Raw genomic sequence first — 15,294 nt, 5'->3', positions numbered from 1 at the left:
GGTAACACCGGTTTTACGTCTACTCACAAGGAATGGGGGGCTTCCTGACACAACCGGACGAGCCACGCTGGGGCTTCAATGCGCTATCTGCTGATGTTGCTGTTCTGCTTGCCCCTCATGGCGAGCGCCGTCGAATTCGACGAATTCACCCAGAGCCTCCCTCTGGGCCGGTCACTGCAAGTGTTCGAAGACCCGAGCGGTCAGGCGAGCATTGCCGATGTCCGCGCGCAGGCTGCTGCCGGCAATTTCAAAGCCCACGACAAAGCCACGCTCAATGCCGGGTACTCACGCTCGGCATTCTGGCTGAAGATCGACCTGCATTACCGCCCGAGCAATCCTGGCGCCCAGCGCACCTGGCTGCTGGAGTTGGCGTATCCGCCGCTCGACCATCTCGACCTGTATCTGCCCGACGCCCGTGGCGACTTTCACCTGATCCGGCAAACCGGCGATGCCTTGCCGTTCGCCAGTCGTGAGATCCGCCAGAACAACTATCTGTTCGACCTGACGTTCGCGCCGGATCAACAGCAAACCGTGTACCTGCGACTCGCCAGCGAAGGCTCGATCCAGGCGCCGGTGACGTTGTGGTCGAGCACCGCGTATCTCGAAGACCAGCCGGTGCGCCTGTACGTGCTGGGCATCATTTATGGCGTGCTGCTGGGGATGGTGGTGTACAACCTGTTCATCTACCTGAGCGTGCGAGACACCAGTTACCTCTATTACATCTTCTACATTGCTTCGTTCGGGCTCTATCAGCTGTCGGTGAATGGTGCGGCAGTCGAGTACTTCTGGCCGAACAATCCGTGGTGGGCCAACGCCGCCACCCCGTTCTTCATCGGTTGCGCGGGGTTGTTCGGCAGCCAGTTCGCCCGCAGCTTTTTGCAGACCAGGACGCACAGCCGCTGGCTTGACCGCTTGCTGATCGCCTTGATCGCATTCGGCGCGCTGGTGGTTGGTCTGTCGTTGATGGCCAGTTACGCCTTGGCCCTGCGCCTGGCAACAACGTTGGCGCTGACCTTCACTGTGGTGATTTTCGCCGCCGGGATTCTGGCCTGGTGCCGCGGCCTGCGGGTGGCGCGCTACTTCATCATCGCCTGGTCGGCGTTTCTGCTCGGTGGCGTGATCAACACGCTGATGGTGCTGGGCTTGCTGCCGAACGTGTTCCTGACCATGTACGCCAGCCAGATCGGCTCGGCCATCGAAGTGGCGCTGCTGTCGCTGGCATTGGCCGATCGCATCAACGCGATGCGCGAACAACAGGCGCAGACGCTGTTCGATGCCAGCCAGAAACTCGAAGTGCTCAACCAGCAACTGGCCCGCAGTAACAAGCTCAAGGATGAATTCCTCGCGACCCTGACCCACGAACTGCGCACGCCGATGAACGGTGTGATCGGCTCGCTGGAACTGATGCAGACCGTCGACCTCGACCCGGAGCTTGAGCAATACCAGCAAACCGCTGCCGGTTCCGCCCGGGACATGATGCGCATGGTCAACGGCATCCTCACCCTTACCGAATTGCAAGCCGGCAAGCTCAAGGCGACACAGGGCAGCTTCAGCCTGCGCGGCGTGGTCGAGGCATTACGCGTGCAATTTGAAAGTAATGCGGCGAGCAAGTCGCTGGACTTCAAAGTCGACGTGCTGCCGACCCTGCCGGATCGCCTGAATGGCGACAGCACGAAACTGGCGCAATGCCTGGAATGCTTGCTGGATAACGCGATCAAGTTCACCCGCGTGGGCGGTCTGGCGCTACGTGTTAGCGGCAAACCGACGACGGACAATCGTATGGCGCTGTCGTTTGCGGTGATCGACACCGGTATCGGCTTCACTGATCTGGGCGAGGCGACGATGTATCAACGCTTCTTCCAGCTCGACGGGTCGATGACCCGTGAGTACGGCGGCTTGGGCGTGGGTCTGGCGATTTGCCGACAGTTGGTGGAATTGCTCGGCGGCAAGCTCACCCATCGTTCCGAACCCGGTCGCGGCAGCCGTTTCCAACTGGACGTCGAGTTCGAATTGCCGGTGGTCGAACCTGCGCCAACAGCGGCGCCTGCCCGCGATTGCATACGCGCCCCACAAGACTGCACGGTGTTGTTGGTCGATAACAACAGCGTCAACCAACTGGTGATGCGCGGCATGCTGCTCAAGCTCGGTTTCCGCGTGCGCGCCGCCGATAATAGTGCGGCAGCGCTTGATTACCTGCAGCGCGAGAGCTTCGACGCGGTACTGATCGATTGCCAGTCGCCTGCCCAGGACGGCGCGGCATTGTGCTGCCAGATCCATGCTTTGCCGGGTTGCGCGCATCTGCCGGTGTTCATGTTGGCGCTGAGTGCCGACCGCGAGATGTGCAGCCCTGGCGCGGTGATCGATTACCTGAACAAACCGGTGAAATTCGAAGATTTGCAGGCAGCGCTGGAGCGGCGCGTGCTCTGCTGTTGATAGGGTAAAAGCGCCGCAAAAACGGCGGATATGACACTTTGTTCGGCGTGGGGGCGGTGCTTAACTGACCTTCTCGCTGAAGAAGGAACCCGTCATGAACCTGCATCAGTTCGCCGAAACCCACGAAGTCACCAACCAGCCGCCGTCGCTGGACGGCAGCAACCTGTACCGCATTGATCTGCCGTTGCAGGAGTGGTCGCGCCGGTTTGGCGCCGGTTGGGCCGAATCGCGAATTGATGCCTACGGTGCTCTCGCTGGCGGGCCGCTGATGGAAGCCGGGTTCCTCGCCAATCAGAACAAACCGGTATTCGCCAGCCATGACCGCTACGGTCATCGCATCGATCTGGTGGAATTCCATCCCGCTTATCACGAGCTGATGCGCACGGCCATCGAGCATGGCCTGACTTCCTTGCCATGGGCCCACCCGCAGGACGGCGCCCACGTTGCCCGGGCCTCCATGAGTTACCTGCACAGCCAGGCCGAGGCCGGCAGTGGCTGCCCGTTGACCATGACGTTCGCCAGCGTTCCGGCCCTGCGTTTGCAGCCGAACCTGGCCGAGCAATGGCTGTCGAAAATCCTCGCCACCGAATACGATCCGCGCAATGTCGGCATGGCGCACAAGGCCGGGGTCACCATCGGCATGGCGATGACCGAGAAACAGGGCGGCACCGACGTGCGCGCCAATAGCACCAAAGCCTATCCGGTCGGTGCCAGCGGGCCGGGCGAGGCCTATGAACTGGTCGGGCACAAGTGGTTCTGCTCGGCGCCGATGTGCGATGCGTTCCTCACGCTGGCGCAGACCGACAAAGGCCTGACCTGTTTTCTGCTGCCGCGCCATCGTCCCGATGACACGCGCAATCAGTTCTACATCCAGCGCCTGAAAAACAAACTCGGCAATCAGTCCAACGCCTCCAGCGAGGTGGAATTTCGCGGGGCGCTGGCGTGGATGGTCGGTGAAGAGGGGCGCGGCGTGCCGACCATCATCGAGATGGTGGCCATGACCCGTTTCGATTGCATGGTCGGCTCCAGCGCGCTGATGCGTCAGGCGCTGACCCAGGCCAGCCATCACTGCGCGCACCGCAAGGTCGGCGGCAAACTGCTGAGCGAACAGCCGTTGATGCAGAACGTGCTGGCCGATCTGGCGCTTGAAAGCGAGGCCGCACTGGCCCTGAGCCTGCGCATGGGCAAAGCGCTCGATCATCTGGATGATCGCCACGAAGCGCAATTCGCCCGGTTGGTGACGGCGGTGGGCAAATACTGGGTCTGCAAACGCGCGCCGGCCATGATCAACGAAGCCGCCGAATGCATGGGCGGTGCGGGTTATGTCGAAGACAGCATCCTGCCGCGACTGTACCGCGAGGCGCCGGTCAACTCGACGTGGGAAGGCTCGGGCAACGTGCAGTGCCTCGACGTGTTGCGTGCCTTGTCGAAAGAGCCGGGCGTGCTGGATGTGTTGTTCAGCGAACTGGGTGACGGCCATGGCGATAAACGTCTGGCCGCGCATATTCAGCAGTTGCAGGCGCAGTTCAAGGATACGAGCGACATTCAATACCGGGCGCGGCAGTTGACTGAGGATATTGCGCTGGGGCTACAGGCCAAACTGTTGCTGGAGGCGGGGAATTCGGCGGTCAGTGATGCATTTATTGCCAGTCGTCTGAGTGGTGGCGGACGAGTCTACGGCGCGCTGCCGCGTGGACTGGACGTTGAAGCCATCGTCGCCCGCTCGACCCCGCAACGTTTCTGACCCCAATCTCCCCAACACCACAAAACCCTGTGGGAGCTGGCTTGCCAGCGATGGCGTTCTGTCACTCGACATCGATGTTGAATGTGACGACCTCATCGCTGGCAAGCCAGCTCCCACAGGGATTCGGGTTGTCTGAAAGATTTAGGTGTAGCCACAACGCCACTGTTCCCGTCACGCCACGATGCAGGCAAGATGAAGCTCTGCAAGTCAGAACACAGGAAGCTGATCGTGACCGAAGCGTTTATTGTCGTTCAAACCGCCGAACAAGCCGTGGATCGTCTGGCCGAGCTGCATGAGCGGGCCACCTCTGCGCTGAACTCGGCGCTCAAGCGGTACCTCAAGGATCGCGTCGAGCCCGACGCCGAGCAGCGTGCTCAGTTTCGTTATCCCGAACTGCGTTTGACCTATCACTGCCAGGGCGAAGTCCCGCAGACCACCCGCGCCTACGCCAAGGTGCAACTGCCGGGCACCTACAGCGTCACCGTCACCCACCCGGCGGCCTTTCGCAAATATCTGCTCGAACAACTTGTGCCGCTGATGCATGACTTCACCGTGACCGTGGAAGTCGGCGTCAGCCAGCAAAACATTCCGTATCCATACGTGGTCGAACAGGGCGACGAACTGGCCGGCTCCGGCGTGACGGCAGCGGTGCTGGCGCGCGTTTTCCCGAGTACCGATTTGTCTGCCGCCACCGATGGCATCGCCGACGGTCTCTACGATTGGGAAAATACCGATCCGCTGCCATTGGCGCTGTTTGATGCGGCGCGTGTGGATTTCTCGCTGCGCCGACTGGTGCATTACACCGGCAGCGACTGGCGTCATGTGCAGCCGTGGATCCTGCTGACCAACTATCACCGTTACGTCGACCAGTTCATCGTCCATGGTCTGGAGCAATTGCGCAGCGATCCGCGTTTCGTGCGCATGGTGTTGCCGGGCAACGTGATCATCGAAAAGAGCATGGATCACGGCGAAGCCTCGGCGATTGCTGCCGGTGTGGTCTGGCACCGCTACCAGATGCCGGCCTATCACCTGATCGCCAGCGATGGCCACGGCGTGACCTTGGTCAATATCGGTGTCGGCCCGTCCAACGCCAAGAACATTACCGACCATTTGGCGGTACTGCGTCCGCATTGCTGGCTGATGATCGGTCACTGCGGCGGTCTGCGTCAGTCGCAGACCATCGGCGATTACGTGCTGGCCCACGCCTACATGCGTCGCGACGGTATTCTCGATCGCGTCGTGCCGCCCAACATTCCGATCCCGGCACTGGCCGAAGTGCAAATGGCGCTGCAACAAGCGGCAGCCAATATCACGGGCGAGAAGGGCGATGATCTGAAAAAACGCCTGCGCACCGGCACCGTGCTGACCTACGACGACCGTAACTGGGAGCTGCGCTGGGCCCAGGAGCGACCGTTGATCAACCTGTCCCGCGCCGTGGCGGTGGACATGGAAAGTGGCACGATTGCCGCGCAGGGTTATCGCTTGCGAGTGCCGTATGGCACGTTGCTGTGCGTTTCGGACAAACCGCTGCACAGTGAAATCAAGCTGCCGGGTTCGGCCAACGCCTTCTACGAACGCGCGGTCAGCCAGCACTTGAAGATCGGCATCGAAGCGGTCGATCTGCTGCGCACCGAACTCAACTCGCTGCACTCGCGCAAACTGCGCAGCTTCGACGAACCGCCGTTCCGTTAACGGTTAGTCGTGGTCATTTGGCGATCCGGGCACTAGCATTGTCAGCCCAGATCGCCAGATGTTGTTTTGCCCATGTCCCGTCCTCCGCGTCCACCTTCTCGCCGTCCCGGCGCGAAGCCTCCGTCTTCTGCCCCTCGCCGTGTCGCCAAGGCGCCGCCGGCCGAGCCGAAGCTGATCCTGTTCAACAAACCGTTTGATGTGCTGACGCAATTCAGCGACGGTGAAGGGCGGGCGACACTCAAGGATTACATCGACGTGCCGGGCATCTACCCGGCCGGGCGTCTGGACCGAGACAGCGAAGGTTTGCTGCTGCTGACTAACGATGGCCAGTTGCAGGCGCGGATCGCAGACCCGAAACACAAGCTGGCGAAAACCTATTGGGTGCAGGTCGAAGGCGAGCCGACGGACGAGCAGTTGCAGCGTCTGCGTGATGGCGTCGAGTTGAATGACGGCATGACCTTGCCCGCCGAGGCGCGCCAACTCGATGAGCCAGAGCTGTGGCCACGCAACCCGCCCGTGCGCTTTCGCAAGAGCGTGCCAACGAGTTGGCTGGAACTGGTGATTCGCGAGGGACGCAACCGTCAGGTACGGCGCATGACTGCCGCGGTCGGGCTGCCGACGCTGCGGTTGGTGCGGGTCAGGATTGGTGACTGGACGATCGACGGTCTCGATCAGGGCCAGTGGGCGGAGGTGCCGGCGCGCTTATAGAGCGCCGGATTCGATCAGGCCGATCACCACGCTCTTGATGATGAACGCGGCCACACCCAGGCCCAGCACGAAGAACAGAATGAGCGAGCCGAAGCGACCGGCCTTGGACTTCTTCGCCAGATCCCAGACGATGAAACCCATGAAAATGATCAGGATGCTGACCAGACCGGTCATCATCCACTCTTCGAGTAGTGCAGGATCCATCGGACATCTCCGGCGCGGGGCGGGGTAAAGGGCGGCGGCGATTATACGCCATGGGCAATCGCTGAATCATTGACCTGCGTCGGTGTGCCACACCTCTTCAGTCACCGCTCCCCCCTGTAGGAGCTGCCGAAGGCTGCGATCTTTTGATTCTGTTTTTAAAAGATCGCAGCCTTCGGCAGCTCCTACAGGGAGAGATTTCAGCTACGCAAATGAGTCAGCGGCAACTCGGTACTGTTCAATACCTGATTCAGCACAAAGCTTGAGCGAACGCTGGTCACCCCATCAATCCGGGTGAGGTGACCGAGCAACAGCTTCTGATAGTGATCCATATCCGGTACCACCACTTTCAACTGGTAATCAGCATCCACCCCCGTCACCAGGCTGCACTCCAGCACCTGCGGCAACGTGCGAATCGCCGCTTCGAAATTCTCGAAACGCTCTGGCGTGTGCCGGTCCATGCCGATCAGCACGTAAGCCGTCAGGCTCAGGCCGAGCATCTTGCGGTCCAGTAGCGCCACCTGACGCGAGATATAGCCGTCGTCTTCCAGCTGTTTGACCCGGCGCGAGCAAGGGGAGGGTGACAGACCGATGCGCTCGGCCAACTCCTGGTTGGAGATGCGGGCGTCGCGTTGCAATTCCGCCAAAATGCTCAGGTCGTAACGGTCGAGTTTGCTCATCAATCTGTCCTTGGTTGTAACTATTGCGGAGGATTATCTATCCAGGGTGAAAAATTGCGCAAGTGATGTTTATTTGAGCAATCTTCGCAATCCTCTGTCGCAGCCTCCGGCTTATTCTTATCACCAGAATCACTGCTCGGTAACACAGTCCACGCGGCCCGCCCAATCAGGCCTGCCGCGGCCGCCACCCCCACCGGGGTTGGGCCGGCCCCCGAGCTACGCACTGTCCACAAGACGGCGTGAGGTGAGCCGACGTCAAAAGCGTCGAGCCAGGACGAAGTTCTCTAAAGGGAGGCCGACGGGTCTCCCTTTTTTCTTGTGCGCAATTTACTGCTGCGCCGCTCAATAAATAAGTTGCGTGACTGATAACCTGTTGCAGAACCCGGTGTGTGTTTCCCCGGTCTTAGCTACAGGCCACTCCAATCAAGGTCTCTGAGCCGCAGTGAGGAATTTCATGAAGTCGCGCATCTGGCAGCTGGCCGGTGTTGGTTTGCTGTGTATGAGTGTCGGTGCGCAGGCACTGGCCGATGAGCCGCAAAATCGTGGCCCCGACGGCGGCGGTCGCGGGCCGGAACATCAGGGCAATAATCAGGGCCATGGCGGCGACAATCAGCAGCGCCCGCAGAACAACGAAATCATCCGTGGCGACAACAGCCGCCAGTTCGAGCACAACGGTCAGCAGAACAACGGCCAGAACCAGAACCGCCCGGCCTACAACCCCAACCCGGTGCGCCAGCCCCCTCCACCGCCGCAGCTACCGGCCAACAGCCTGCCGATCCAGCCGCGCCCCGACGCCGTGCGCCAGACCCAGGAACCGCGTCAGGGTTACTACCGCGATGAGCGTCCGCAAAACGGCTACAACAATCAGCATTGGCAGACCGGCAATCGGCCCAACGATAACCACTGGCCGGGACGTCCGGACGGTCACGGCACTGGTTGGGGACCCGGCCCGCAATATCGCCCGGGGCATGTGATCGATCGCTTCCCCGATCGTGACTATCGCGTGCCGTATCGCGGTCAGGACTACTTCTATTCCGGCGGCTACTGGTATCGCCCGCAAGGCCCGCGCTACATCGTCGTGCAACCGCCGCGCGGGATTCGTACGCAGTACTTGCCGGATTACGCCCGTGAAGTTTGGGTCGGTGGGTCGCTGCTGTTCCTCGCTGCCGGCTCGTACTACGCGTATCAGCAAGACACGCAGGATTACATCGTGGTCGCGCCGCCCGTGCAGCAGCAACAGCCGCAATCCCAGGGCTACGACGTCGAGGCCTATCCGGCCAATGGACAGTCGCCGCAGCAGGTGCAGCAGGACGGATACCAGTGTTATCAGTACGCGGTGCAGCAAAGCGGTTTCGATCCGCGCACCGCGACGTATCAACCGGCGCCCGAGGTGGTCCAGGCCTACCGTCAGGCCCAGGGCAATTGCCTGAGCAGTCGCGGTTATCAGGTCAGATAGAAGCCGCTACGAGCTGCAAGTTTCGAGCTACAAGCTTGAATCTTGAGGCTGGCGGCTTGTAGCTGCTTTGATCGGGTCTGCGTGCACCAGCACTTCGGCTCGTGGGTAGGCTTTGTGAATGGCATCGGCGGCCTGATCGCTGATGCCGTGCGCGACGGACAACGTCAGCTCCCCCGGCAATTCCAGATGCAATTGCACAAACCAGTGGTTGCCCGAGATCCGTGTGCGCAAGTCATGCGCGCCCAGTACCCCCGGCACACTGCACGCCAGTTCGAGCATGTGCTGGCTGACGTCCGTCGGCAGCTCCTCGTCCATCAACACTGAGAAACTTTCTCGGGCGATCTGCACCGCGCTCCACAGGATGTAGACAGCAATCCCCAGACCGAACCACGCATCCAGTTGCTCAAAGCCAAACCCGGCCAGCACCAGCGCAATCAGAATGCTGCCGTTTAGCAGCATGTCCGAGCGGTAATGCAACGAATCGGCGCGCACGGCATTGGAGCCGGTCGCCTTGATCACCCGATGCTGCAACACCAGCAGCGCCAGCGTCAGCAGCAGGGAAAACACGATCACGCCGATGCTCAGCCAAGGCGCGCCCAGCGGCTGCGGATTGTTCAGCCGCTCATACGCCTGAAATGCGATCAACACCGCACTGCCACCAATGAACAGCGCCTGCGCCATGCCGGCCAGCGACTCCGCCTTGCCGTGGCCATAGCGGTGATCGTCGTCCGCCGGACGTAACGCGTAGTGCACTGCCAGCAGATTGAGCAACGACGTGACGCCGTCCAGCGCCGAGTCGGTGAGGCCGGCGAGCATGCTCACCGAACCGCTCAGCCACCAGGCGATGGCTTTGGCGACGATCAGCGTGCAGGCCACCGCCACCGAGGCGCGGGTGGCCAACCGCAGCAGGCGGGCGTGTTCGGGCTTGGAGATCATGGGCAGAGTGATTCCTTATGCGGCAGGTTGCAGGCCGAACATCGCTAGTTGCTGAGTGCTGCCCTTGTGCTGGATCAGGCGTGGATCGTCCAGCGGGAAGTTGCGCCCCAGTTCCGTTTCGAGAATAGCCTGCAACTTGTGGTTATCGACCTGACCGTCCGGGCCGACGGCTTGCTTGAGCTTGGCCGGATCGATTTGTGCGGTATGACCTGGCTCGAAATAGATCGCGCCAGTGGCGAAGTCGACAGCAAATGCGATCAGCCCGGGGATCACGTAGAACAGCAGCCCGACGGCATCGAGCACGGCAATCGCCGGGTCAATCTTGCCGTCGATCTGGCCGCGACGATCCGGATAGAAAATCGAGCCGCACGCGGTGATTTGAGTGAGCAGGGTGGCGACCAGCACGCCGCCGATCAGGCGAAAAGGTAAACGCATGGGAAATATCTCCTGAGTCATCTAATAACGAAGCGTCGTCGTGTGAAGTTAAGACCCTGACGAACGCCAAGCAGTTCGCCGTTATACTCGCCGCTGGCAGGGCTTGCCCACAGTAAATTGCGGCCTCGTCTCACCCCTACCGAAATATGTTGAGGATTGAAGTTGTTTTCTCCAGATCGACACCGCGTGAAGGCTGATGAGTCCTGTCGGGGTTCGGCCCTCCGGGCTAAAGCTGTGAGCGCGCCATGCTGCGTTGCGGGACTTGGCAAGGAAACGACCCTTACCTGCGTCCCGCGCCTTGCCTGGCACGCTCACATCTTTAACGTGACTCGCCATTTACTGTGGGCACGCCCTGGGGAGCCAGCATGATTTCTTTGCCGATCGATGAAGTTTTACCCGCCCTGCGTGAAGCGTTGGCGACACGCCACGAAGCCGTGCTCGAAGCACCGCCCGGCGCCGGTAAAACCACCCGCGTGCCTTTGGCGCTGCTCAATGAAGCCTGGCTCGATGGGCAAACCATCCTCATGCTTGAGCCTCGTCGTCTGGCGGCGCGTGCCGCAGCGGAACGACTGGCCAGCGAGTTGGGCGAGAAGGTCGGGGAGACCGTCGGGTATCGCATTCGTCTCGACAGCAAGGTTGGCCCCAATACCCGCATCGAAGTGGTCACCGAAGGCATTCTCACTCGCCGCTTGCAGGATGACCCGGCACTGGAAGGCGTGGGTCTGCTGATCTTTGACGAATTCCACGAACGCAGCCTCGACGCCGATCTGGCATTGGCCCTGAGTTTGAACGGTCGAGAGCTGTTTCGCGCTGAACAGCCGCTGAAGATTTTGCTGATGTCCGCAACGCTGGAAGGCGAACGCCTGGCCGGTTTGCTCGACGACGCGCCGATCCTGCGCAGCGAGGGCCGCATGTACCCGGTGACAATGCGCTGGGGGCGGCCGTTTCAGCCTGGCGAATACATTGATCAACGCGTGACGCAGACGGTACTCGAAGCGCTCAATGATGAAACCGGCAGCGTGTTGGTGTTTCTGCCGGGGCAGGCGGAAATCCGTCGAGTCCATCAGCAACTGAGCGACGCCATCGGTGAGCGCAGCGACGTGTTGCTCTGTCCGTTACACGGTGAGCTTGATCTGAACGCGCAACGAGCCGCCATCGATCCGGCTCCACCCGGTCAGCGCAAAGTGGTGCTGGCGACCAACATCGCCGAAACCAGTTTGACCATCAACGGCGTGCGCGTGGTGATCGATGCCGGGCTGGCGCGGGTGCCGCGTTTCGACCCGGGCAGCGGCATGACCCGCCTCGACACGCAACGCATTTCCAAAGCCAGTGCCACCCAACGCGCAGGCCGGGCAGGGCGACTGGAACCGGGCGTTTGTTATCGCTTGTGGTCGCAGGATCAACACGAGCAACTGGCGGCCTACGGCAGTGCGGAAATTCTCTCGGCAGATCTGGCCAGCCTTGCGTTGCAACTGGGGCGCTGGGGCGTGACACCGGGCGAACTGGTCTGGCTCGACGCGCCGCCGGCAGCGGCTTACGCACAGGCACAGGATTTGTTGCAGCGTCTGGGTGCGCTGGACGGCGAGGCGCTGACTGCGCACGGTCAGGCCATGGCCGAGCTGCCAGCGCATCCGCGTATCGGCCACTTATTGCTGCGCGGTCAGGCGTTGGGGCTGGCGACGATGGCTTGCGATGTCGCCGCGCTGCTGGGTGAACGCGATATCTTGCGCGGCGCCGGGGCCGACCTGCACAGCCGACTGGTCCTGCTTTCGGGCGAAGAGCGCGCAACCCGTGGCGCGCAGGGCGGCGTGCAGCGAGCGCGGCAACTGGCACGGCAATATCGCGGTTACCTGCGCGGTAAGGCGAGTGAGCCGGTCAACGATCCGGATCATCCGCGCTGGCTCGGCGCTTTGCTGGCGCTGGCCTATCCCGACCGTGTCGCCCAACAGCGCCGCGCCGGTGGCGCTGAATATCGCTTGGCCAATGGTCGCGCCGCGCTGTTCGCCGAAGCCGACAGCCTGATGAAAGAACCGTGGATCGTCATCGCCGACCTCGGCAGCCGTCAGGGCCAGCGCGAAGAACGGATTTATCTGGCGGCGGATTTTGATCCGGCGCTGTTCGATTCGGTGCTGGCCGAGCAGGTGCAGTGCGTCGATCAACTGGATTGGGACGAGCGCGAAGGTGTGTTGCGCGCCGAGCGTCAGCGCAAGGTCGGTGAGCTGATCCTCAGTCGTGAACCGTTGACCGGTCTCGATGAAAGCGCACGCAGTCAGGCACTGGTCAATCTGGTGCGGCGAAAGGGGCTTGAGTTGCTGCCATGGACACCGGAACTGCGTCAGTGGCAGGCGCGTGTCGCCCTGTTGCGGCATTTGGATCTGCAGACTCAAGACGCAAGCCAATGGCCGGACGTCAGCGATGTCTCGCTGATGAAATCCCTTGAACACTGGCTGATGCCGTATCTGGGCAAAGTTTCGCGGCTCAGTCATTTCGCCAATCTGGATCTGTCGAGCATCGTCCGCAATCTGCTGCCGTGGCCTCTGCCGCAACGGCTGGATGAGCTGGCGCCACATCATCTGAGCGTGCCGTCGGGTTCGTCGATTCGCCTGGATTACAGCGAGTTTCCGCCGATTCTGGCGGTGCGTTTGCAGGAGTTGTTCGGGCTGGCCGAAACCCCGCGAGTCGCTGGCGGCAGGCAAGTGGTCAAGCTGCATCTGCTGTCACCCGCGCGGCGTCCGGTGCAGGTGACGCAGGATCTGGCCAACTTCTGGCGCAGCACTTATGCCGAGGTGAAGAAGGATTTGAAGGGACGGTATCCCAAGCATTATTGGCCGGATGATCCGTTGGTGGCCGAGGCCACTGCCCGGGCCAAACCTCGTGGCACCTGAAGAACAAACGATCGCCGCCTGCGGCAGCTCCTACAGGATGTGAGTCGGCCAACAATTCATTGCTGCGAGAAAACCGTCTTCACCCAACCTTGCAGCGTGTATTTTTCATAGATGGGTGCAGGGATGTCCACGTACGGGGCTGTGATGAAGTGCTCCGGAATCACCGGGCCGTTTTCGTCGATGACCAGAATGTTTGCCGGATTGTAGAAGTCATAATCGACAACACTCTTGTTGGTCGTGATGACCTTTTTTCGCGAGGCCATGGCTTCAAAAAAGCGAAAGCTCAAACCGGTCTGACCCGGCTTGGAAATGTCCAGAATGATCCGCGAGCGCTTGACCAGCTCGCCCACAGATTCCAGCGACATTCTCTGCTCGAAGAACGTAATGCCCGGATGAGCCCCCGGGATCGGTTTGCACTGCACCAGAAACCTGTAATCGGTAATGCCGAGTCGATCGAACTCATTCGCCAGACCTTCAAGTGCCGGCACCCGGTCCTTGCCGGCCATCACCACAAACGCCGAGTAATCGCCGGGCGCACCGTCGGCAACATAATCGTCGTAAATGAAATTGTGCAGTTTTTTCAGACCGTGGCTCTTGGCGTTTTCCGGATCAAATGAAAACACCTCGTCATAACTGGCCAGCTCTTCGCGGCTCATCGGCCAGCGACTGAAGCTGTCGTACAGATAAGCGATCTTGCGGTCTGAGGCGCGCAATCCCGTCGCCAACTGCTTCGGATCGATTTGCGCCGGGTTGATGATGAGGGCAACGTCGAATCGCCCGCCTGCACCTATGGCGCGTTTGACCTGGCGCAACTGGGCCCAACGCTTGAGCGGACGACGGATGATCTTGGGGGCTCGATCGAACGTGTTGGCCATCGCCGACGTATCAATGAAGCACACGTCGTTATCCTTCCTCAGATGGTCAGCCAGTTTACGGGCATAACCGCCGATGTCCTTGCACATCAACAAGATTTTCATGCGTCTTCCATGTTGTAAATTCGAAGGCCGAAGCCGTGTAATCGGGCCGTTGAGCAATGCCGTTGCTATGGGGTGGCCGGGAGCAGAAAGCGGGCAATCACTGGCAAGTGATCGGAAATACGCAAGGTATCGTCCTGGCGCACCATCGCTTCAACCCGTTTGATCTTCGGGCTGTAGAACAGATAGTCGACCGTGCGATCCGGGCCGTTGAGGCCGGGATCGTTGGGGTAGTGCGTCAGCCACTGGGCGCGATTGATGCCGCTGGCTTCATTGTTGGTCGGGATCATCGGGTATTTGTCCCACAGCAGATGTAACTCGCTGTCGGCGGCGTAGGGCGTGCGCTGCTCTGCGGGCAAACGGCGATATTGGCCGATCGGCAGCAGGTTGAAGTCGCCGCCGACCAGCCACAGCAAACCCTGGCTTTCATACTTGTCGAGTACCTTGGCCACGGCCGTCACCTGCGCCTGCAAGGTGTCATTCGGTTGGCTGGCGCGTTCCAGATGCGTATTGAATACGGTCAGTTGCCCGCCATCGCTGAGCGGCAGACGGGTCGCGAGCAGGGCGTTTTTGGGCTGGAACTGGCGGCTGATGAAATTGCTCGAAGCCACCGGTAATTGCAGGCGTTCGGCGTGTTCGATGCGGTAGCGGCTCAGTGTCGCCAGTTGTCGTCCGACGCTGCCAAAGATGTGTGGTTCGGGAACAAAGTCGGCTTTCCAGTCAAACGCGCTGACGCTGCACGGATACAGATCGGCGACCCGCTCCTGCAACAGCTTGAGCTGATCCTGATAGTCGCTGGCCTTGGCGCCGTCATCCAGTTCCTGCAACAGCACCACATCGGGTTGCTCGTCGCGGATCACTCGCGCCACTTCATCGAGACTGAAGGCCATGTCTTCCAGGGTCGGCGCTTCGTCATTGCCCTGGGCCAGATCATTCCAGAACACGTAACGCTTGCCGGCCAGGTATTGCACGTTCCAGGTCATGACTTTCAGCGCTTGCCCGGGCACCAGCGCAGGCGGGGTGCCGGTGCAACTGACCGGCAGGGTTTCCCTAGTGTCGGGGCGCCAGGTCAGGCTGAACAACAGCGCGCCGATCAGAGCGATGGCGAGCACAACAAGCAACAGGGTGTAGCGCAGCAGACGGGTCATGG

12 protein-coding genes are annotated in these 15,294 nt (G+C 61.0%); 6 read left to right on the top strand and 6 right to left on the bottom strand.

Annotated elements, in window-relative coordinates; genetic code table 11:
- The first annotated feature begins 78 nt into the window (after positions 1 to 78).
- The 4 genes from AB4P97_RS19775 to AB4P97_RS19760 all read left to right on the top strand — a co-directional run bounded on the left by AB4P97_RS19775 (position 79) and on the right by AB4P97_RS19760 (position 6,577).
- Entirely contained in the window at positions 79 to 2,433 is a 2,355-nt protein-coding gene (locus AB4P97_RS19775) for a 7TM diverse intracellular signaling domain-containing protein (protein ID WP_395601510.1), read from the top strand.
- Positions 2,434 to 2,527: 94 nt separating this feature from the next.
- Positions 2,528 to 4,177, top strand: coding sequence for an acyl-CoA dehydrogenase family protein (locus AB4P97_RS19770; protein WP_395601509.1), 1,650 nt, complete (start codon positions 2,528 to 2,530; stop codon positions 4,175 to 4,177).
- Between the two features lie 192 nt (positions 4,178 to 4,369).
- The gene (gene amn / locus AB4P97_RS19765; protein WP_162184593.1) at positions 4,370 to 5,869 is read left to right on the top strand and encodes an AMP nucleosidase; all 1,500 of its coding nucleotides are present in this window, start codon (positions 4,370 to 4,372) and stop codon (positions 5,867 to 5,869) included.
- Between the two features lie 72 nt (positions 5,870 to 5,941).
- Entirely contained in the window at positions 5,942 to 6,577 is a 636-nt protein-coding gene (locus AB4P97_RS19760) for a pseudouridine synthase (RefSeq protein WP_150688114.1), read from the top strand.
- Here the strand turns inward: AB4P97_RS19760 and AB4P97_RS19755 are convergent.
- Together AB4P97_RS19755 and AB4P97_RS19750 are read right to left on the bottom strand one after the other, a co-directional pair.
- Positions 6,572 to 6,781, bottom strand: a complete 210-nt coding sequence (locus AB4P97_RS19755; protein ID WP_042561226.1) for a DUF2788 domain-containing protein — start codon at positions 6,779 to 6,781, stop codon at positions 6,572 to 6,574. The two genes, AB4P97_RS19760 and AB4P97_RS19755, sit on opposite strands and share 6 nt — an antisense overlap.
- 197 nt (positions 6,782 to 6,978) lie before the next feature.
- Complete coding sequence (locus AB4P97_RS19750) at positions 6,979 to 7,458, bottom strand: Lrp/AsnC family transcriptional regulator (protein WP_042561225.1); 480 nt, start codon at positions 7,456 to 7,458, stop codon at positions 6,979 to 6,981.
- Between the two features lie 454 nt (positions 7,459 to 7,912).
- Here AB4P97_RS19750 and AB4P97_RS19745 point away from each other — a divergent pair, with 454 nt between their 5' ends.
- Positions 7,913 to 8,914, top strand: a complete 1,002-nt coding sequence (locus AB4P97_RS19745; RefSeq protein ID WP_273877752.1) for a DUF6515 family protein — start codon at positions 7,913 to 7,915, stop codon at positions 8,912 to 8,914.
- 27 nt (positions 8,915 to 8,941) lie between these two features.
- On the opposite strand, the gene AB4P97_RS19740 is transcribed toward AB4P97_RS19745, so the two are convergent.
- The gene (locus tag AB4P97_RS19740; RefSeq protein WP_395601508.1) at positions 8,942 to 9,850 is read right to left on the bottom strand and encodes a cation diffusion facilitator family transporter; all 909 of its coding nucleotides are present in this window, start codon (positions 9,848 to 9,850) and stop codon (positions 8,942 to 8,944) included.
- 15 nt (positions 9,851 to 9,865) lie between these two features.
- Entirely contained in the window at positions 9,866 to 10,285 is a 420-nt protein-coding gene (locus tag AB4P97_RS19735) for a hypothetical protein (RefSeq protein ID WP_042561222.1), read from the bottom strand.
- A 365-nt stretch (positions 10,286 to 10,650) separates the two neighbouring features.
- Here AB4P97_RS19735 and hrpB point away from each other — a divergent pair, with 365 nt between their 5' ends.
- Positions 10,651 to 13,170, top strand: a complete 2,520-nt coding sequence (gene hrpB / locus AB4P97_RS19730; RefSeq protein WP_395601507.1) for an ATP-dependent helicase HrpB — start codon at positions 10,651 to 10,653, stop codon at positions 13,168 to 13,170.
- A gap of 56 nt (positions 13,171 to 13,226) precedes the next feature.
- On the opposite strand, the gene AB4P97_RS19725 is transcribed toward hrpB, so the two are convergent.
- A complete protein-coding gene (locus AB4P97_RS19725; protein ID WP_042561204.1) occupies positions 13,227 to 14,147 on the bottom strand; it encodes a hypothetical protein in 921 nt (306 codons plus the stop codon).
- Positions 14,148 to 14,212: 65 nt separating this feature from the next.
- Positions 14,213 to 15,292, bottom strand: a complete 1,080-nt coding sequence (locus AB4P97_RS19720; protein WP_042561203.1) for an endonuclease/exonuclease/phosphatase family protein — start codon at positions 15,290 to 15,292, stop codon at positions 14,213 to 14,215.
- Between the last annotated feature and the right edge of the window lie 2 nt (positions 15,293 to 15,294).

The sequence above is a fragment of the Pseudomonas sp. A1230 genome (assembly GCF_044218825.1).
Lineage (GTDB): Bacteria > Pseudomonadota > Gammaproteobacteria > Pseudomonadales > Pseudomonadaceae > Aquipseudomonas > Aquipseudomonas iridis.
The sequence above is the reverse complement of the archived record's forward strand: the minus strand, read 5'-3'. Positions and strand labels throughout refer to the sequence as shown.